At 66.6% G+C, this 19,537-nt stretch carries 20 protein-coding genes; 3 read left to right on the top strand and 17 right to left on the bottom strand.

The window, feature by feature from the left end:
- Positions 1-5: 5 nt before the first annotated feature.
- The 3 genes from F467_RS0108430 to F467_RS0108420 all read right to left on the bottom strand — a co-directional run bounded on the left by F467_RS0108430 (position 6) and on the right by F467_RS0108420 (position 2,740).
- Positions 6-752 carry a class I SAM-dependent methyltransferase gene (locus F467_RS0108430; protein ID WP_018139670.1) on the bottom strand — a complete coding sequence of 249 codons (747 nt, stop codon included), beginning with the start codon at positions 750-752 and terminating at the stop codon, positions 6-8.
- A 72-nt stretch (positions 753-824) separates the two neighbouring features.
- Positions 825-1,718, bottom strand: a complete 894-nt coding sequence (locus tag F467_RS0108425) for a hypothetical protein (protein ID WP_018139669.1) — start codon at positions 1,716-1,718, stop codon at positions 825-827.
- A 164-nt stretch (positions 1,719-1,882) separates the two neighbouring features.
- The gene (locus F467_RS0108420) at positions 1,883-2,740 is read right to left on the bottom strand and encodes an alpha/beta hydrolase (protein WP_018139668.1); all 858 of its coding nucleotides are present in this window, start codon (positions 2,738-2,740) and stop codon (positions 1,883-1,885) included.
- 118 nt (positions 2,741-2,858) lie between these two features.
- Between F467_RS0108420 and F467_RS0108415 the strand changes: the two genes are divergently transcribed.
- Positions 2,859-5,060 carry a bifunctional (p)ppGpp synthetase/guanosine-3',5'-bis(diphosphate) 3'-pyrophosphohydrolase gene (locus tag F467_RS0108415; protein ID WP_018139667.1) on the top strand — a complete coding sequence of 734 codons (2,202 nt, stop codon included), beginning with the start codon at positions 2,859-2,861 and terminating at the stop codon, positions 5,058-5,060.
- A gap of 110 nt (positions 5,061-5,170) precedes the next feature.
- On the opposite strand, the gene F467_RS0108410 is transcribed toward F467_RS0108415, so the two are convergent.
- From F467_RS0108410 to F467_RS13885, 5 genes are all read right to left on the bottom strand, one after another.
- Complete coding sequence (locus F467_RS0108410; RefSeq protein ID WP_020614800.1) at positions 5,171-5,554, bottom strand: flagellar protein FliT; 384 nt, start codon at positions 5,552-5,554, stop codon at positions 5,171-5,173.
- A 49-nt stretch (positions 5,555-5,603) separates the two neighbouring features.
- Positions 5,604-6,017, bottom strand: a complete 414-nt coding sequence (gene fliS / locus F467_RS0108405; protein WP_018139665.1) for a flagellar export chaperone FliS — start codon at positions 6,015-6,017, stop codon at positions 5,604-5,606.
- Positions 6,018-6,058: 41 nt separating this feature from the next.
- Positions 6,059-7,408, bottom strand: a complete 1,350-nt coding sequence (fliD, locus tag F467_RS0108400) for a flagellar filament capping protein FliD (RefSeq protein ID WP_018139664.1) — start codon at positions 7,406-7,408, stop codon at positions 6,059-6,061.
- Positions 7,409-7,903: 495 nt separating this feature from the next.
- Positions 7,904-8,338, bottom strand: coding sequence for a flagellar protein FlaG (locus F467_RS13510; protein WP_231362277.1), 435 nt, complete (start codon positions 8,336-8,338; stop codon positions 7,904-7,906).
- Positions 8,339-8,413: 75 nt separating this feature from the next.
- Positions 8,414-9,790 (bottom strand): flagellin, encoded by a 1,377-nt coding sequence (locus F467_RS13885; protein ID WP_018139662.1) that lies wholly within the window; start codon positions 9,788-9,790, stop codon positions 8,414-8,416.
- A gap of 648 nt (positions 9,791-10,438) precedes the next feature.
- Between F467_RS13885 and F467_RS0108385 the strand changes: the two genes are divergently transcribed.
- Together F467_RS0108385 and F467_RS0108380 are read left to right on the top strand one after the other, a co-directional pair.
- Complete coding sequence (locus F467_RS0108385) at positions 10,439-10,738, top strand: nucleotidyltransferase family protein (RefSeq protein WP_018139661.1); 300 nt, start codon at positions 10,439-10,441, stop codon at positions 10,736-10,738.
- A complete protein-coding gene (locus tag F467_RS0108380; protein WP_018139660.1) occupies positions 10,735-11,232 on the top strand; it encodes a hypothetical protein in 498 nt (165 codons plus the stop codon). The genes F467_RS0108385 and F467_RS0108380 overlap by 4 nt, the downstream gene beginning before the upstream one ends.
- A 187-nt stretch (positions 11,233-11,419) precedes the next feature.
- On the opposite strand, the gene F467_RS0108375 is transcribed toward F467_RS0108380, so the two are convergent.
- From F467_RS0108375 to bluB, 9 genes are all read right to left on the bottom strand, one after another.
- Complete coding sequence (locus F467_RS0108375) at positions 11,420-12,049, bottom strand: YIP1 family protein (protein WP_018139659.1); 630 nt, start codon at positions 12,047-12,049, stop codon at positions 11,420-11,422.
- Between the two features lie 74 nt (positions 12,050-12,123).
- A complete protein-coding gene (gene cobS / locus F467_RS0108370; RefSeq protein ID WP_018139658.1) occupies positions 12,124-12,894 on the bottom strand; it encodes an adenosylcobinamide-GDP ribazoletransferase in 771 nt (256 codons plus the stop codon).
- A gap of 109 nt (positions 12,895-13,003) precedes the next feature.
- A complete protein-coding gene (locus F467_RS0108365) occupies positions 13,004-13,576 on the bottom strand; it encodes a histidine phosphatase family protein (RefSeq protein ID WP_018139657.1) in 573 nt (190 codons plus the stop codon).
- Entirely contained in the window at positions 13,573-14,634 is a 1,062-nt protein-coding gene (gene cobT / locus F467_RS0108360; RefSeq protein WP_018139656.1) for a nicotinate-nucleotide--dimethylbenzimidazole phosphoribosyltransferase, read from the bottom strand. Before cobT ends, F467_RS0108365 begins: the two co-directional genes overlap by 4 nt.
- A 156-nt stretch (positions 14,635-14,790) precedes the next feature.
- On the bottom strand, positions 14,791-15,315 hold the full coding sequence (gene cobU, locus F467_RS0108355) for a bifunctional adenosylcobinamide kinase/adenosylcobinamide-phosphate guanylyltransferase (RefSeq protein ID WP_018139655.1): 525 nt from the start codon (positions 15,313-15,315) through the stop codon (positions 14,791-14,793).
- On the bottom strand, positions 15,312-16,799 hold the full coding sequence (locus F467_RS0108350) for a cobyric acid synthase (RefSeq protein WP_018139654.1): 1,488 nt from the start codon (positions 16,797-16,799) through the stop codon (positions 15,312-15,314). The genes cobU and F467_RS0108350 overlap by 4 nt, the downstream gene beginning before the upstream one ends.
- On the bottom strand, positions 16,796-17,758 hold the full coding sequence (gene cobD / locus F467_RS0108345) for a threonine-phosphate decarboxylase CobD (RefSeq protein ID WP_018139653.1): 963 nt from the start codon (positions 17,756-17,758) through the stop codon (positions 16,796-16,798). The genes F467_RS0108350 and cobD overlap by 4 nt, the downstream gene beginning before the upstream one ends.
- 88 nt (positions 17,759-17,846) lie before the next feature.
- Entirely contained in the window at positions 17,847-18,749 is a 903-nt protein-coding gene (gene cbiB / locus F467_RS0108340; protein ID WP_018139652.1) for an adenosylcobinamide-phosphate synthase CbiB, read from the bottom strand.
- A 4-nt stretch (positions 18,750-18,753) separates the two neighbouring features.
- Positions 18,754-19,464 carry a 5,6-dimethylbenzimidazole synthase gene (gene bluB / locus F467_RS0108335; RefSeq protein ID WP_018139651.1) on the bottom strand — a complete coding sequence of 237 codons (711 nt, stop codon included), beginning with the start codon at positions 19,462-19,464 and terminating at the stop codon, positions 18,754-18,756.
- Positions 19,465-19,537: the final 73 nt, after the last annotated feature.

Raw genomic sequence — 19,537 nt, 5'->3', positions numbered from 1 at the left:
ACCGCCTAGTCGGCCGGCCGCGTCGCCAGGTAGGCGCTGAATACGCCGAGCTGCACATCGCGCTCGACCTCGCGGAAACCGACATCCTCCAGCACGCCCATGATCTTCTCCGGCGGCACGCACTCGTTGATCGTGTCCCAAAAATAGCGCATCAGCAGATGTCCATCCGGGTCACGGGTCAGCAGGCGGCTGAGAAACGGGATGAAGTCGCGGAAGTAGAACCGCGCCATCTTGAACTGGCGCTCCGTGCTGGGGCGCGAGACCTCGAGGATCATGCAGCGACCGCCCGGCTTGAGCACACGGAAGTACTCGCCAAACAGCTCGTGCAGGTCGCGCACATGGCGCAGGCCGTACCCCATGTACACGCGGTCGAACTGTTTGTCCGGCAGCGGCAACTGCTCGCCCAGACCCTCGATGAAGCGCGCCTTGATCGAGCGCCGGGCCACGTCGATCATGCCGCGGCTGGGATCGACACAGGTGATGTTCTCGTCACCGACCACCTTGCGCACCTCGCGCGCCACCGGGCCCGTGCCCGTCGCGACATCCAGGACATCCATACCGGGCTTCAGGCCGGACTGCTTCAGCGCGTAGCGGCGATACGCCTGGCCGGTGCCCAGAAAGCCCCAGCGCAGGATGCGGTCGTAATGCGGTGCCGTCCGGTCGAACAGGTCATCAACAAACGCCCGCTTTTCCGACTCGTCGCCGTAATAGTCCTTCAATACCGGATGCGGCTTGTACCCCGGATCATTCATCCACTTCCCCCTTCTGCGCGCCGCGCGCGCCCAATGCCAGTTCAATGCCCGCGAGAGGCGGGGCCCTGCGGGCTAGCCCTCGCGGTACAGCCCTTCGATTTCCACTAACAGTTCGCTGCGGCAGATATCCCCATGCAACAGCAGGATGTCGACGTCTTCGCCCAGGCACTCGCGCAGATGCCGCTGCGCGCGAGCACCGTCTGCTCGGTGGCGCAGATAGACCTTCAGCATCGAGAGGTCGCCGGGATCGCGCAGAGCCACAGCGCCCTCCTCGGAGGCCGCCGCCAGCAGCACCCCGATATTGCGCAGGCTCTCGTCGATCTGGGCCTCGAGATCCTCCGCGTGCCGGCTTTCGTGGCCCACGATGCTGGCCGTGCCGGAGATGAACAGTTCCGCGGCCCCGCACGCCTCCTGGCTCATCCGCGCCCGCGCGAACGACGGGCTGCGCGGCCCGTACTGCCGCGGATAGCGAAACGCGCTGACCTGGCGCGGATTCTCGATCCGCAGCGTGGCCTCGCGCATGGCGATGAAGTAGATCAGCATGCCGTCGGCATGCGTGCCAATGGCCGTCGCCGCCGGCAGGTGCCGCTCGAAATCCGGCAGGGCCTCGAACACCCGGGCGCGCCCGGCACAAAAACTGCGGTAGCGCTCCTGGCCGTTCAGTTCCTGGTTGATCGCAGGGAAGTAGTTCCAGGCCCGCACCAGGTGTCCGAACCCCCGCTCCTGGCAGGCCTCGAGGATCGCATGATAGGCCTGCTCGGTGATGGCCCCGGGGTCCTCGGCGGCGCCATGCGGCCGATACCAGCAGCCCACGAGCCGGTCCCCCGCATGCGCCAGCATCAGGTCATCGATCTGCTCGGTGCGCACCGCACCCGCTGCGTACCAGAGCTCGGGCGCCGCCTCGCGGCCTTCCGGGATCTCCAGTGGCTCGAGGCCAAGGGCAATATCGATCCCGTCCGGGCGCAACGTGGCCCCGGTAACGGGACCGAAACGCAGCGTGAGTACCGGTGCGTCACCCCGGCCTTCCTGCCGGCTGATCGCGAGCCCCGGTGGGCCTAATTCAAGCTGAGGCATTCATGCGTCCATGCCGTTCAAGACGGGCACAAAAGACGCCGATTCTAGCACCGCACCTACTCCCCGTCCCCATTCGTCGCATCCCGCGGGCGCAGCTCCAGGCCTGCATCCTCCAGAAACTCGCGCAGCCCCTCGATGTAGCGCGAGCCGGTCGCCCGAAAGGCGTCATTGTGCCCGCCGTCCATCTCCATCAACTGTGCCCCATCGCCGCCCGCCTCCAGCAGGCGTTCGGCATGCGCAAACGGCACGATCTCGTCGTCGCGCGCATGGGCAAACAGCAGCGGCGCCTCAATCGCCCCGACCCGTCCGAGCACGTCGTATTCATGCCGGATCAACGCACGCACCGGGAGCCAGGGGTAGACCTCCGCGCCGAGATCGGCTGCCGAGGTGAAGGCCGCCTCCAGGATAACGGCCGCAGGGCTCTTGGTCTCGGCCAGCCGCGCCGCCACGGCTGCGCCCAGGGAACGGCCGAACAGTACGATCTCCTCGGGTTCGTACTCCAGATGCTCGCGTAGCCAGTTCCACGCCGCACGGGCATCTTCATAGGTGCCCTCCTCGTCAGGTCGCCCCTGGCTGTTGCCGTACCCACGGTAGTCGATGATCAGCACCGCGAGCCCCAGATGATGGAACTGCTCGAGCGACTCCAGGCGGTGGCCGATATTCCCCGCATTGCCATGCAGGAACAGCAAGACCGGCGCATCATCCTCCGGACCCGGCAGGTACCACCCGTGCAGCCGCACGCCGTCTTCGGTCTCGAGCGCCACATCCTCGTATTCCAGCCCGATGTTCGCGGGACTGCCGACCACATTGCTGCTGGGCATGTAGATCAGCCGGTCCTGCGTCAGGTAGATCAGCCCCACGAACAGGGCGTACCCAACCGCCAGAATCAGCGCCAGTTTGAACAGGTTCAGCATGATCCGATCGTGACCCGGCAGGGGTCCGATGGCAAGCCAAAGCGGTAGGCCGTCGTATGAATCCCCTTCAGACAAAGCCTTTGCCCGGCGGACGGCTGACGTACAATACCTAGCGATCATGCGCCATTCGCTACTCACCAACACCGAGCTGCAGGGCCTGGACCGCGACCAGCTGGTCGCGCGCTTTGCCGGGCCCAACGGCGATGCCGCGTCGGCAACCGCGCTGGCGGATGCGCTGGACCTGGCGCTGGCTTCGGTGGATGCCTCCGGCCTGGAGTCTCATCCGCTGGACGTGGCCGAGGTCCTGCGCCATCTGAACGTGGACCGGCAGACCATCACCGCCGCGCTCCTGGTCAGCGCCTATCTGGCCCGACAGATCGACGAGCGCGCCCTCAAGGAGCGCTTTGGCGACTCGATTGCGCGCTTGACCGTCAACGTCGCGGCCCTGGTCAGCCGTCGCTTCGAGGCCCCGGTCGGACGACCGGAACAGGCCGAACGCCTGCGCCGCATGCTGATGGCGATGGTCGACGACGTGCGCGCGGTGCTGATCAAGCTCGCCTACCGGGTGCAGCACCTGCGCCTGACCGTGAAGGAGCCGGACGACGGCGCGCGCGTGCTCGCCCAGGAGACCCTGGACGTGATCGCCCCGCTGGCGAACCGTCTGGGCGTGGGCCAGCTGAAATGGGAGATGGAAGACCTCGCGCTGCGCATCCTCGAACCCGAGACCTACCGCGAGATCGCCAAGGGGCTGGAGGAGAACCGCACTGAGCGCGAGACGTATGTAGAGCGCTTCGCCCATACCCTGCGCGACCGGCTGGCCGAAGCCGGCATCCAGGCGCGCGTGTTCGGGCGGCCCAAGCACATCTACAGCATCTGGAAGAAGATGCAGCGCAAGCAGACCTCGCTGGACGAGCTCTACGACCTGCGCGCCACCCGCGTGATCGTCGATGAGCTCGCCACCTGCTACACCGTGCTCGGCATCGTGCACAACGACTGGCGCCACCTGCCCAGCGAGTTCGATGACTACATCGCCAATCCCAAGGACAACGGCTACCAGTCGTTGCACACCGCGGTGGTCGGCCCCGAGGGCAAGGTCGTCGAGGTGCAGATCCGCACCCGCGAGATGGACGACTTCGCCGAACTCGGGGTCGCCGCGCACTGGCGCTACAAGGAAGGTGGGCGCGAGGATCAGGCGCTGAACCGAGCGATCAGCAGTCTGCGCCAGTTGCTGGAGGCCGCCGACAACTCCGACCAGAACCTGCTCGACGAGATCCAGAGCGAGCCGCTACACCAGCGCGTATTCGTGCTCACACCCCAGGGCGAGGTAATGGACCTGACCCAGGGCGCCACGCCACTGGACTTCGCCTACGCCGTGCACACCGAGGTCGGCCACCGCTGCCGGGGGGCCAAGGTGGACGGGCATATCGTCCCGCTGACCTACAAGCTGAAATCCGGCGAACGCGTCGAGGTGCTGACCACCCGCGAGGGCGGCCCCAGCCGCGACTGGCTCAACCCCAATCTCGGCTACCTGAACACCGCCCGCGCCCGCTCCAAGGTACGCACCTGGTTCCGCCAGCAGCACCAGGACGAACACCTGGCCACCGGCAAACACCTGATCGACCGGGAATGTCAGCGTCTGGGCTGCGGCTCGAACCTGGATCGCACCGCGCTCGCCGAGGCCATGAAGTTCCAGACCTTCGACGAGCTGCTGATCGCGCTCGGCGCCGGGGATATCACCACTAGCCAGATCGCCGGGCGCATCTCCCAGCAACTGCGCGAGCAGCGCCAGGCGGAAAAGGCCCGTGCCGAAGAGGCGGCCCCGCCCCAGCCCACCGAACCGCGCCGGGAAGAACGCATCCAGGACGACGAGATCCGCATCCGCGGCGTCGGCGGCCTGCTGACCTCCCGCGCGCGCTGCTGCAACCCGCAAACGGGCGACCCGATCGTCGGCTTCATCACGCGCGGCGCCGGCGTATCCGTCCACCGCAGCGACTGCATCAACATCCTGCGTATGCCGGAGGAGAAGCGCGGCCGCCTGATCCCCGTCTCCTGGGGCGACGAACCCGAACGCGAACCCATCACCCTCGAACTCGAGGCCCACGACCGCGCCGGCCTGCTCGGCGAAGTCGGCAATGCCTTCTCCGCCAGCGGCATCAACCTGCTGCGCGTGAACACCCGCACCGACCCCTACGACCGCAGCGTCCACATGGAACTCGAAGCCGAGATCACCGACCTCGGCGAACTCAGCGCCCTGTTCGACCGCCTGCAATCCCTCGGCAGCGTCCAGTCCGTGCGCCGCATCCCCAATCCATCAGCCTGAGCTTCCGGCTGCGTAAGCACTACTGCATCGGCCAGAGGGCTGGCCTCCTACGCCAACACGGCCACCTGTAGGAGCGCAGCCCTCTGCGCGATCCAACGTAGAACAGGCCCCTAACCGCCGGGCTTCATCGGCCCGGAGCGCATGGAGTTGCGGCGGGTGTTCTCGTAGGCGTTGGTGCCTTTCCGCCCCGCGCGCAGTTCGCGCAACTGGCGGCTGGCATCGCCGCGGCGTTCGGCCAGGATCGGGACAGTTTCTTCGTAGAACGCCGACAGGCGTTCCAGTGCGCTGCGCAGTGCCTCGCCTGTGTCATCGCGCAACGGTACGGGCTCTTCGCCAAAGGCGCGCTCGACCAGCACACGCGCCTTCAGATCCAGCTCTTCCAGGCGGTCCCAGTCTTCTTCGCGGATGGCCTGGTCCATCAGGCCGCGTACGGCCTCCACCGCATCCTCCAGCGTTGCACCGGAGTCCTCTGTACCCGCATCGTTTGTCGTCATGATCGGCGAACGACAGCACGCGGCAACCCCGCGGTCAAGATCGGACGCCTCAACCGGCCTTGCGCTGACGTTCCTCGGGCGGAATCTCGTCCCAGCCAGCCTTTATCTCGCGCAGAAGCTTGGCGACCTCGTCCAGCGCCGCCGGGTCGTTCTGGGCGTTGCCTTCCAGCAGACGGCGGCTCATGTATTCGTATAGCGCATCCAGATTGCCGGACAGCTCGGGGCTGTGCTTGTGGTCCAGCACGGCCCGCAGCGATTCGACGATATCAATCGCCTTACCGATCTTCTCGCCCTTGAGGCCCACGTTGCCCTGCTGCATTGCCCCCTTGGCTACAGCAATCCGCTCCAGCGCACCTTCAAACAGCATCTGAATCAACCGGTGCGGGTCGGCCACTTGCGCCTCGGCCAACGCCCCCGACTGGCGGTACTGATTCACGCCGCGATTCATCCCCGGTCCATACATCTGCGTGTCTCCGTTATCTATTCACCGCGTGGCGGCGGTCATCAACGAGAGTTGTTGTTGGCCAGCGGCATGTTCGCCAGCTGGTTGGTGAGGTAATCGCCAGTGCTCTGCATCTGGGCCACCATCTGGTCCATCCGCGAGAATTGCCGCACCAGTCGCTGCTCCAGTTGCTCCATACGCATGTCCAGGTCTTCACGTTGCGACCCGATGCGGCGCAGCTCTCCTTGCAGGCCATCGGTGCGCGCCGCAATCAAGCCATCACGCCCGGTAAAGCTGTTCGCGATACCCTCCGCCTGACCACTGATGTCGCGCACCACGTCAGCCACCGTGTCGAATCCATCCCGGTCCAGTGCCTCGTTGAAACGGCTGGAATCAAAGCTGAGCGTCCCGTCCCGGTTGGAGACAATGCCCAGTTCCGCAAACGTCGAGGCCGTCGCTTCCGGCACCTGTGCGTTCCCCATCAGCGCATTGCCCAGTCGGCTGCGGATGTTGCGTACCGTACTGTCGCCGGTCAGTACCGAGCCTTCTTCCGATTCCGGATCGAACCGGGTCAGCTGGCTGGTCTGTCCGACCAATGCGTTGTAGTTCTCGACAAAGCCCTCCAGCAGCTGCTGGAGCTCGTCGCGGTCCTCGTCGATCGAGACGGTCGTCGGTGCGCCCCCCGAGGTGCCGGTCAGCTCGATTTCCACCCCATCGATCGCGTTGTCCAGGGTGTTACTGGCGCTGTTGATCTCCAGACCATTGATGAACGCCCTGGCATCCTGCGCCTCGCGCGCCACCTCAGTATTTTCCAGTCGTCCCAGCCCCTCGGGCGTGCCACCGGTTACCGAAATCCCAATGGAATTGGCGGCGCCGGTCTCGTCCGATTCAAAAACCAACCGAGCGCCGTTCTCGTCGTTCACGATGGACGCGGCAACACCCGCGCCGGATTCGTTGATCGCATCACGCACGTCGCGAAGGGTCATGCCCTCCTCGATATCCAGCGTTACGTCGTTACCGCCCACCTGAATCGTGAGCTGGCCGGCGCCCACTTCTTCGTCACCATCGGCAAACGCGCCTGAAGCCGTCGCACGAATCTCCGCCTGCGCCAGTTGCTCCACCTCCAGCGAAAAACTGCGGTTCTCGGCAGTGCCATCCGTGGTTACGCGGGCGACGCTCTCGTCACCGACTGATACCACCTGCTGCGGCTCGAAGCCCGCGAGCGAAGACAGCGATGAGCCGAGCTGGTCAACGCTGCTGGTCAGTTCCCCGAATGCCGAAATCTGTGACTCGACCTTCTGCTCGCGGCGGTCCAGACGCTCCTCGCGCGGTGCGCGCTCCGCGTTGACCAGGTCCCCGACGATCTGATTGAGATCCAGCCCGGAACCCACACCCAGTGAACTGATTGCCATCGTCTTTCCGCTCCTCGGCACCCGACGTCTCGGGCCCCATGCACGTGCTTGTACTTGCTATTACGGCAGCCTAGCCCAAATCTTGAGCCCCGCGCAGAAAAAACCCGCTGGCATCCCCCACACCCAAGGCCCAACCTCCAGCCGCAGGCCTTACCGGTCATTGCGAACAACCATAAGCCAGCACCCACCACCGCCACCGGCACAACCATCCCCCGATCACACCACACCGCCACTACCGTCACCCCGGAAACCGCGCAGCGGTTATCCGGGATCTCCGGCGCGTGACCAACCCACACTGCCGGGGTGGCACCAGCCCCCGAGATCCCGGCTCTGCGCTGCGCTCCGGCCGGGATGACGGCCTGGGCGTACCGCGCAGGAAAAGAGAGGCCGAGGACCTGCCAGGCAAGAACACCCGGGTCCTGGAACGAAAAAAGCCGGACCCGTTGCCGGGTCCGGCTCAACAACACATCAAACGTGCGGGTAAACCCACGGCCCTCAGGCCCGGTCCACTAGCCCGGTTCCCTCCAGTACCTGCTCGTCGCGCAGCTGTTCAGCCAGGGCCAACATCTGCTCCGGCGGGATCTGCCGAATGACGTTCTCCCGATCCGCATCCATCACGGTGATCACGGTCCGGCCACTAACATCATCCACGCTGAACTCCAGCGCCCGCTTAGTCGACTGCAGATAGGCATTGATCGATTCCACGACACGATCCATGTCCGAGGCCTCGACCGGTTCAGCCGGCTTGGTCCGCTCCGCTATGGCCTGCTCGGCCACCCGCGAAGCACTAGACCCACTGCTGGCCGACACCGCCGAGCTACCTTCCTTGGCTATTTGCCCCAGACCGGTGGCCATACGTTCTCCACCCTGGGCACCCCGGACATTCACAGCCACCAGTGGCGAGCTGATACTTCCAATACCATCACTCATGACACTGTCCTCGTCAGAAGGGCTGGATGGCGTTACCGCCATCCAGCCTCAACTCGGAAGCTCGAGTGATCGAGCTTACTGGAGCAGAGCCAGCACGTTCTGCGGAACGGCGTTCGCCTGCGACAGCACCGAGGTACCCGCCTGCTGCAGCACCTGGGCACGGGTCAGCTCTGCGGTCTCGGATGCAAAGTCGGCATCCATGATGCGCGAACGGGCGGCCGACAGATTCTCCGAGGAGATCTCCAGGTTGGCGATGGTGTTCTCGAATCGGATTTGCACCGCACCCAGTTCGGAACGCAGCCCGCTAATCTGCTGAAGAGCAGCATCGATCGTACCGATGGTTTCGGTTGCATCTTCTCGGGTCTCGACGCTGACACCATCCAAGGTGTTCACATCCACATCACCATCGAGACCCAAATCTGCTGCATCGGTCCCGCTAACATCAATACCGTCGGCCGGCGAAGCCATCAATTCGATCGCACGAAGGTAGGTTTCACCGTCGCTATCCAAACCACCGAAGTCGAAATCGCCAGCATCCGTAGCACTGATTTCGATATCATCACCAGTTCCGGTGAGGACAAGATCACCATCACTATCAAACGAAGCCGTAACGTTGGTTTGAGCACTTTCGGCATTGATGGCGTCAAGCACTTCCTGGTCAGAGGCGCCATCAGCGATCGTGATCTCAGCACCATTGATCGTTACAGTGCCGCCGCCATCGGTATTAAGTGTCTCGATCGTGTGAACTACTTCATCGGCCCGAGCCGCAGTCACGCCGGTATCATCCGTCGCGGCATTGATTGCAGCAACGACGTCGTCAAGGTCTTCTGCTGAGCCAAGGCTGATCGTGCGGTCATTGATCTCGATGTCCGTCAAGTTCAAATCACCGTCGTCCTCTGGAAGCTCAGAGAGAAGCAAGCTGTCCCCGCCAAGGCTGGCGGTGCCCAACTGGGAACCACGTGCATCCACACCGTCAACGGAAATGGTCTGGTTCTGGTTGGCACCCACTTGGAATACCAAATCCTCCAGTTCTCCATTAAGGATGTTTTCGCCGTTGAACTCAGTGGAGTTCGCAACCCGGTTGATTTCCTCTACCAGTTGCTGAACTTCATTATTCAGTGCCTGACGATCGGAAGAGGAGTTGGTGTCGTTAGCGGCCTGCACAGCAAGCTCGCGAATTCGCTGCATTGCATCCCCAATCGTACCCAGCGCACCTTCTGCAGACTGGGCAAAGGAAATCCCGTCATTCGCGTTGCGCGCGGCCTGATTCAGGCCGCGGATCTGGGAGGTGAAACGCTCGGAAATGGCCAGGCCGGCCGCGTCGTCCTTGGCGCTGTTGATACGCAGGCCCGAGGACAGACGCTCCAGGCTCTGAGCCAGCGCGCCCTGGGAGTTGCCCAGATTGCGCTGCGCGTTCAGGGAAAGAACGTTGGTGTTAATTACTTGGGACATGATCGCTCTCCTGTAGAGTCGTTCGTCACCGCCTCGGGCGGTTCTGGTGAACGGGCCAATCCCCGCTCTCAGGACCCTTAACGACCTCCCCCACAGAACCTTTAGCCCATCCACCAAATTTTTTTCGCCGCGGGCGGCAAATCGTTGCCGCCTGCGGCACATGCGCCCTCCAACGCGCCACACCACGCGCCACAGCCACACCATCATCCGCACCAGACACCCCCCGTCATCCCGGCCGCAGCGCTGCGGCCGGGATCTCCACACGCCGGACCATCCCGCAACCGCCGGGCAGCCCGCACTGCAGAGATCCCGGATAACCGCTGCGCGGTTTCCGGAATGACTGTGCTGTGGGAGTGGTGGCTGCGCGGCTTCCGAGATGACTCGGGTGGCAGGATGGTACGGAAACGGGCGCCGCGCCCCGGCCCCTCAAGGGTGGCGATTTCACCCCGTCATTGCGAGGAGCGCAGCGACGTGGCAATCGGCTGCATGTGGCAAGCCGCTTGATTCCAGCACCTTGCTGCTCCCGACCGATTGCTTCGTCGCTGCGCTCCTCGCAATGACAGGGGTGTGGTGGGTGCGCGGGATGACGGTGGTGGTTGAAGGCGAGACGGTTCGGGTATGTGCCCAGGGCCTTGATATACTTGAGCGATGCGCCTGAGCGACGAACAACAGACGATTATCCGCGAGGAAGTGGCCCGTGCATTCGGGCCGGATGCACACGTGAAGCTGTTCGGCTCGCGCGTGGATGATACCGCGCGCGGTGGCGACATCGACCTCTACATCGAGGCAGACGGCACCCCGAATGACCTGCTGGACCGGGAACTTCGGCTGTCTGCGGCATTGCAACGCCGCTTGGGCGAACGCCGTGTGGACATCGTGGTGCATCCGCGAGGGACGCCGCACCGCCCCATCGATGCGCATGCCGACCGCACGGGTGTCGCCCTGTGACCGTCGCGACGCCACCGCAGCGGCTCGCGCGGCTGATTGATTTGGTGGATCGCGAGGACAAGCACCTGCTGGCGGTGAGAGAACGCTTGCTTGAAGGCGATTGCACCGTCGATCCCGACCGCGTTCAGGCGCTGCTCGCCACCGACACCGGGGTGGACCGGCTCGAATCCTTTGGCGCAAAGTTCGGCCGTATGCAGGACACCATCATGGACAAGTTCATTCCTGCATTTCTCGCCAGCGCCGGGGAGAACGCGGGTCCGGCTATCGACAACCTATCCCGCCTGGAAAAGCTCGGCCTCATCCAGAACGCCGACGCATGGCTGCAGATGCGCCAGTTGCGCAACCGCCTGGTCCACGAATACATGGAAAAGCCGGCCGACCTGGCCCCGGCCCTGCAGCGCGCCTGCCACTTCACCGACCAGATGCACACCGACTACCAGACCCTGCGCACCTACGCGCAGGAGCACCTGAGGATCGGGCCCGCCAGCCATTAAGGAAACACTGATCAATGTTTCCTTGAGGCGTCACAAGCCCCTGCCCATCGGGCGATTAGATCAGCATCTCCCCCAGGTGTGATCCCGCTACTGTAGGAGGCGAGCCCTCTCGCCGATTGGGGCTGGCCAACCCCCCATCGCCCAGAGGGCTGGGCTCCTACGAGTGTTATCCCGCGAACGAGGGGTCTCAGATCAGCCAGGTGGTGCCGATGCGGGTCTCGGGGGTGGCGCCGGGGATCAGGTCCATCAGCAGCCAGCCGAAGATGAGGGTGATGAAGGCGCCACAGAAGACGGTGGCCACGAACAGGCCGATGCGGTTGCCGCGCTTCAGGCCGAGGATGCCGCGCAGCGACCAGTAGAGCAGCCACAGGCTGTAGAAGATCAGCAGCAGGCCGACGGTGTTGCCCCAGGGCCAGGGAAAGGCGGCGGCCACCTTGCCTACCCAGGCGGGCAGCAGGCCGATGGTCACCGCCAGCATCGCCCGGTCCGGATGGGAGTAGCCCTGGAACAGCTCGGTCAGGTAGTGCGCGGACCAGGCCAGACCCAGCACCCCGATGCTCATCGCCAGCACGCTGTAGACGCCGAAGCCCCAGGCCCCCGGCATCGCCTCCGGCGGCAGCCCGGTCGGGATGACCTGGTACAGCCACTGGCTGGCAATCACGCTGAGCAGCAGCACCGGGAGCGCCAGACGCAGAAAGGTTTGCCACCAGGGGGGTATCGCCTCCAGTTCGCCCACCTCCCGCACCGCCCGCAGGGGGTTCGTCAGCGTGCGCAGGACCAGAAGGCCCGGGTTCAGGCGAGAGGGGAATGAGCTCATCCCGTCAGTATGTGGCAATCCCGTGACGGTTTCGTGACAACGCTTGCCTTGACCCTGGCCTGATCGACCCGGGCTCAGCCCGCGAGCGTCAGCACCAGAATCACGAGGGTCAGGGTCTCTACCAGCTCCAGCGTGGCCCCGGCCGTGTCGCCGGTGAAGCCTCCCAGCCAGTGTCGCAGTACGCGCGTTGCAATCCACAGCGTCAGCCCGGCGGCGAGCAGGGCCGGTATCACCCCCCAAAGGCCGGAGAGCAGGCCCAGCACCAGCACCACTGCGGCCGAGACTGCGACAACGCCGATGGCGGCGCTGCGTGGAAGGTGCCTGGCCATGTCCGCGCCCAATCCGACGGGGTTTACGTAGGGAGTGGTCAGAAACAGCACCGGCGGCACCACGCGCCCCAGCAGCACCGCAAGCAGCAGCGCGACCCAGGCGCCGGTCTCGACCACCGCCACCAGCGCCGTGCCTTTCAGCAACAGGATCAGGATCAGCGCCGCGACCGCCATCGGGCCACAGGCCGGGTCCTTCATGATGGCCTGGGCCCGCTCCGGGTGCCGCTGGCCGCCCACCCAGGCGTCCACAGTGTCTGCCAGGCCGTCCAGGTGCAGCGCGCCGGTCAGCGCAACCCAGAATGTCAGCACCAGCGCCGCGACCAGCAACACCGGCGCCCCGGGGATCGCGGACAGACCGATCCCCACCAACACCAGAACCAGACCCAGGATCAGCCCCACCAGCGGATAGGCCAGGACCGAACGGCCGAGGTCCTCGGGCCGTGGCTCCTGTGCCGGCGTCGGCACGCGGGTCAGGAACTGCAGGGCCAGCCAGAAGGGCGCAAATACGGAGTTCATTGCGCCCCCCCTTCCATTCCTGCTGTAGGAGGCCAGCCCCCTGGCCGATGGGGCGTTGGCATATTCCCGATCGGCCAGAGGGCTGGCCTCCTACATTTGTTTTGCTTGATCACGAGGGCATCTCCTCGCGCTGGCCCGGCTCGACAACGTGCAAAGAGGCCAACGGCACTTCGATCGACAATAGCTTCTCCAACGGCCAGCCCTCCAGTTGTGCGCGCAGCAGGCGAATCACCCCGCCGTGGGTAACGACGAGGACACGACCGCCCGGCGCCACTACGCTCTGTTCCCAGCCGGCCAGCACCCGGTCGCGGAAGCTTCCGAGGTCTTCGCCGTTGGGTGGAGGGTAGCCGAACGGGTCTTCCCAGAACCGACCCAGCGCCTCGGCGTCCGTCTGCATCAGGGCCTCGGCCGTTTGCCCCTCCCAGTCCCCAAAATGTAGCTCCTGCAGGCGGGGATCACACTGGACGGGGAGCCCGGCCGCGCGGGCGAAGCCTTCGGCCGGGAGTCGACAGCGCTGCAGTGGCGAGCACACGACGCGATCCCACTCGCCGGAGGACTCGAACGCCGCACGCATCGCCCGCTCGCCTTCCGGGGTCAGCGGATCATCGCAGCCGCGCCCGCGAAAGCCGGCACCCGTCGTCTCGCCGTGGCGCAGCAGACCGATACGGACCGATTTGGTCATGGGGTATCGCCCGACACGCCAGCCTCGGCGAAGGTCGCCATGCCGGCGTGAAGCTCGCAGGCCAGGCGCAGCAGGGGCACGGCCGTGGCCGCCCCACTGCCCTCGCCCAGGCGCATGCCGAGATCCAGCAGCGGCTCGGCCGCCAGCGATTCCAGCAGTCGCCGGTGCCCCGGCTCCGCCGAGCTGTGGGCGTAGAAGAACCAGTCTGCCGTGCCCGGGCACAGCCGTTCGGCCACCAACGCCGCCGAGGTGCTGATGAAACCATCCACCAGCACCGGCAGCCCGATCTGCGCCGCGGCGATGTAAGCGCCGGCCAGCCCCGCAATCTCGAAGCCCCCCAGACAACGCAGGCTACCCAGTGCCTCGCCGCGCACCGCGGCGTGGGTGCGCAGGGCCTGCTCGATCACCTCGGCCTTGTGGCGCACGCCATTCGCATCCAGACCCGTGCCAGGCCCGGCCAGGTCCACCGGCGGCAGACCCAGCAGCGAACAGGCGACTGCGGCGGCAGCCGTCGTGTTGCCGATGCCCATCTCGCCACCGATGAACAGTTGTGTGCCGCCCCGCCGCGCGCGCTCGGCACACTGGCGGCCGGCGTTCAGCGCGCGTTCCAGCTGCGCCGACGTCATCGCGGGTTCGCGGGCCAGGTTTGCGGTGCCGGGGCCCAGGTTCAGCTGCTGCACACCGGCGACGGCCGGAGGCTGGGCCACGGTACCGAGGTTGATCACCTCGATGGACGCGCCCAGGTGCCGCGCCAGCACCGAGATCGCCGCACCGCCGTTCGCGAAGTTCGCGACCATCTGCGCGGTCACGGCCTGCGGGAAACGCGAAATGCCTTCCGCCACCACACCGTGATCGCCGGCGAACACCGCGACATGAACCCGCTCCAGCGTGGGCTGGCCCACGCCCTGCATGGCGGCCAGGCGCTCGGCGATCGCCTCCAGTCGCCCGAGCGAACCCGGCGGCTTGGTCAGCTGGGCCTGCCGCTCTGTTGCCGCACGACGCGCCTCGGCGCTCAGGGGTGCCGGCGGCACCTGCAGCCAGTCACAGTCTTCGGTCACGTGTTCCTCCGATGTTGAAACCAACACCCTTCATCAATGACGCCCGTCATTGCGAGGAGCCGAAGGCGACGTGGCAATCCGTCAGTTCACCCCGGGCCGATTGCTTCGACGCTGCGCGCCTCGCAATGACGGTGCCTGTTTCGCGCGTTGGTCTATTCATTCCAGCGGTTCACCCTTGAGCACATGCGGAAGGCCGGCGACGGTCAGCACGACGCGGTCCATCGTGGGGGCCAGGCGCTGGTGCAGCCAGCCCGCCTCGTCGGCGAAGCGGCGGGACAGCGCGTCCATCGGGGTAATGCCCATGCCCGTCTCGTTGGAGACGAACACCAGGGTGCCCGGCAGGCGCGGCACGGTGGCGATCAGGGCCTCCCGCTCGCGTTCGATCAGGGCCTCGTCCTCGGTGCAAAGGAGCTGGGTCAGCCACAGCGTCAGGCAATCGACCAGCAAGCATTCACCTGGCCTTGCGGCCTCTTCCAGCGCGGCGGCCAGGCCGATACCCGCCTCGATCAGTCCCCAGTCTCCGGGACGGTCGGCGCGGTGGCGTTCGATGCGGCGTGCCATCTCGGCGTCGTCGGCACGCGCGGTGGCGACATAGGTCACGTGCAGGCCGCTGGCATCGGCCAGTTGCTCCGCCAGTCGGCTCTTGCCGGAACGCACTCCGCCGAGCACCAGCGTCTTCATGTCACGGTCTCCGTGTTCCCTGCGCGCAGCAGCGCGAGGATGCGCCCCAGGTCCAGATGCGCCTCCAGGGTATCGGCCAGGCGTTCCAGGCCGCGCTCGCGTGCGGTCGCCAGGTCTTCGCCGTGCTCCTTCCCATTGCGCATGCCAGCCCAGTGCAGCAAAGCCTCGGCGGCAGCGGAGGTATCGAATACCCCGTGGACATAGGTCCCCGCCACGGCCTCGTCCTCGCTGCGCGCGCCGTCCGGGCCATGCTGCAGCTCCAGCAGCGGGCGATCCTGCCCGGGCCCTGTCGTCACTCCTGCATGGATCTCGTAGCCCTCCACGCGCGCCTCCCGGCCCAGCACACGGTCCCCGTGAACACGTTCCAGACGCTTTTCGGGAGCAAGACGCGTCTCGATGTCCAGCCAGCCGAGCCCCGGCGTGGAGCCGGGCCGCCCCTCGACACCGTCGGGGTCGTGCACGACCCGGCCCAGCATCTGGAAGCCGCCACAGATCCCGAGCACCTTGCCGCCATAACGCACATGGCGCTGCAGCTCGTCTTCCCAGCCCTGTTCCCGCAACCAGGCGAGGTCGTCGCGAACGGCCTTGGACCCCGGCAGGATGACCAGATCCGCCGGCTGCAGCGACTCGCCCGGGCCGGCGAAGCGAAGGTCCACACCCGGGTGCAGGCGCAGCGGGTCGAAATCGGTATGGTTGGAGATGCGCGGCAGGGCCGGCACGACGACCTTCAGGGCATCCACCGCCTTTTCCGGCACCGCCTCGCGCGGCAGGGCGTCCTCAGCATCCAGGTACAGCCCGTGGAGATACGGGATCACGCCCAGCACCGGCTTGCCGGTCTCCTGCTCCAGCCAGTCCAGTCCAGGCTGCAGGAGCGAGATATCGCCGCGAAAGCGGTTGATCACGAAGCCCTGCACCCGCGCGCGCTCCGTCGCGCTCAGCAACGCCAGCGTACCGACCAGATGCGCGAACACGCCGCCACGGTCGATATCTGCGACCAGGATCACCGGACAGTCCACCGCCTCGGCAAACCCCATGTTGGCAATATCGCCTGCGCGCAGGTTGATCTCTGCCGGCGAGCCCGCCCCTTCCACCAGCACGTGCGCATACTGCGCGGTCAGCCGTCGATGCGAGGCCAGCACGGCCTCGCGGGCGACGGGCTTGTAGTCATGGTAGGCACGAGCATCCAGCTCGGCCGCAGGACGGCCGTGGATGATCACCTGCGCCCCCTGATCGGAGCTGGGCTTGAGCAGCACCGGATTCATGTCGGTATGCGGCTCCAGGCCGCAGGCGGCGGCCTGCAGGGCCTGGGCGCGCCCGATCTCGCCGCCGTCCAACGTGACCGCGCTGTTCAGCGCCATGTTCTGCGGCTTGAACGGCACCACCGACAGCCGACGGCGATGCAGCACCCGCGCCAGCCCGGCCACCAGCACGCTCTTGCCGGCATCCGAGGTGGTCCCCTGCACCATCAGCGTGGTCGCGCTCACAACGCCTCCAGTCCCTGTTCCAGGCGGTGCCATTGGGCCTCGTCGCCCGGCAGCCCGAAACGCAGGCTGGCGGGGTCGTCGAAACGCCGCACCAGGATCGCCTGTCGCGCCAGCGCATCCTGAACCGCGACCGCATCATCGCGGCGCCCCCAGCGAAACAGTGCGGTGCCACCTTCGGTAGCGATTCCGTACCGCCGCAGCAGCTCTTCCAACCGCGCACCCGCCGCGGTCAGGTTCGCGCGCGTCTGCTCCTGCCAGGCGCGATCCTCCAGCGCTCGGGTGGCCGCCCAGCGCGCCGGGCCAGACAGCGCCCACGGACCCAGCCGCTCCGCCAGCGCCGCCCGCAGCGCCGGCTCCGCCGCCAGGAATCCGACCCGCGCCCCGGCCAGACCGAAGAACTTGCCCAGCGACCGCAGCACCAGCAGCCCCGGGCCCAGGTCCGTGCCCGGGTCGGCCGCCAACAGGCTGTGCCGGGGGCTGGTATCCATGAAGGCCTCGTCCACCACCAGCCAGCCGCCGCGTGCCGCGAGCCCCTTATGCCAGCGCAGCAGCGTCTCCACGGTCACGCGCAGTCCAGTCGGGTTGTTCGGGTTGACCAGTACCAGCACATCCAGCTGCGGCAGGCGTGCCTCGATCGCGGCCGGCGCCGCGTCGCCAAGCGCAGGAAGCGCCTCGACCCGATGCCCGGCCATGCGCCAGGCCCGCGCGTGTTCGTTGTAACTGGGCGCGAGGAGGCCAACCCGAGCAGCCGCTGGGCGAAGCTGTGGCAGCAGCTGGATGGCCGCCTGCGAGCCCGCCAGGGGCAACAGCCCTTTGCAGCCGTAGTACCGCGCCGCGGCCGCCTCCAGACCGTCGTCGGGCTCCGGCAGGCGCGCCCAGACGTCCGCCGGGGGCATGGGCAGCGGATAGCCGTGCGGGTTGATGCCGGTAGACAGGTCCAGCCATTGCTCCGGCGCCACCCCGTAATGCCTGGCAGCTGCGCGCAGTCCGCCACCATGCACCTGGGTTAGCACGGCCCCGGTCGGTGCCGGCCGCGCTCTGTTCAGCTCAGAAGATCGCAAGGCTCACCCCGATGACAAGCACGCCCATCCACAGCGCCAGCGCCCGATCCACCAGCCCCATCGCCGCACGGATGCCGGCGGCATCCGGTGCCGCGCCCATCCCCAGGCGCGGACGCCACTGACGCTCGCCGTGATATTGGCTGGCACCGCCCAGCACCAGCCCCAGTGCGCCCGCCCCAGCGGCCATTACCGGCCCAGCGTTCGGGCTCTTCCAGGCCGCGGCCTGCTCGCCCCAGCACTGCAGGGCATCGCGAGTGCGCCCGGCCAGGGCATAGGCCAGCGCGGTCATGCGCGCCGGGATCCAGTTCAGCAGGTCATCCAGCCGCGCCGCGGTCCAGCCAAAGCGCGTGTAACGCGCATTGCGGTAGCCCCACATCGCATCCAGCGTATTCACCAGGCGATACAGCACCACCCCCGGCGCACCGGCCACCAGGAACCAGAAAATGGTGCCGAACAAGGCATCGTTGCCGTTCTCCAGTACCGACTCCACCGCCGCGCCGCTGACCCCGGCCACATCCAGGGCCTCGCTGTCGCGGCTGACCAGCATCTGCACCTGCTGCCGCGCCTGGCCCAGATCGCCGGCCTCCAGCGCCCGGGCCACGCGCTCGGCGTGCTCGTCGAGGCTGCGCCAGCCCAGCGCCAACGCCAGTACCAGCAGCCCTACCAGCCAGACCGGCAGGAGCTGCTGCAACCAGACCGTCAGCAGCACAAAGGGCACCACCAGGACGGCCAGAAGCAGCGCGCCGCGGGCCCGACCATCGCGGTAGAACCGGGCCTCCAGGCGCTGGACCAGCAGCCCGAACCCGGCCAGCGGGTGCCAGCGGCGCGGATCGCCGATCAGGCGATCCAGCACCAGCGCACCAAGCAGCGTGAGGAACGCGATCAGCATCGGGTCATCCACTCGCTGAGGAACCGCCGGGTGCGTCGGTACGGCTGCCCCAGCGATTCTCGAACACCAGTTCGTCCAGCGACCGTCGCTGATCCCAGCCCTCGGTTTCCAGCATCGGCCGCTCGTAGAACGCATCCACATGACCCAGACAAAGGATCGCGATCGGCCAGGCCCCTTTCGGCATCCCCAGCTCCCCGGCCAGCCAGTCCGGGTCGAACAGCGACACCCAGCCCATGCCCAGGCCCTCGGCCCGGGCCGCGAGCCACAGGTTCTGGATCGCACACGCGGCGGAGCACAGGTCCATCTCCGGGATGGTGCGCCGACCCAGCACGTAGCGCTCGCGCCCATCGGTCAACGCGACCACCAGCAGCTCGCCCGCATCGCGGATACCTTCGAGCTTCAGCCGGTGCACCTCGGCGGCACGCTCGCCGCAGGCCTCGGCCGTGCGTGTCTGCTCCGCCGCCACATGCCCGTGCAACGCATCGCGCAGCCGCGCGTCGGTCACCCGCAGAAAGCGCCAGGGCTGCATGTAGCCCACGCTGGGCGCCTGGTGCGCGGCCTCCAGCAGGCGCCGCAGGGTATCGGGGTCCACCGGGTCCGGGCGGAAATGCCGCATGTCCCGGCGCTCGCCGATCACGCGATAGACCGCTGCGCGCTCCGCCGAGGCGAACGCGTTCGGATTCTCTTCTGACTGGTTGGGAGCTGGGGCCGTCATGAGGTTCCGTCGAGGCGACGGCGCGGCGAAGACACGAAGGAACAGGCTTTTAGGAACGCACCTGCGCCCTCGA

The organism is Thioalkalivibrio sp. ALJ12 (assembly GCF_000378305.1).
Taxonomy (GTDB): Bacteria; Pseudomonadota; Gammaproteobacteria; order Ectothiorhodospirales; family Ectothiorhodospiraceae; genus Thioalkalivibrio.
Note: the sequence above shows the minus strand (reverse complement) of the source record. Positions and strands in the feature narration are given on the sequence as shown.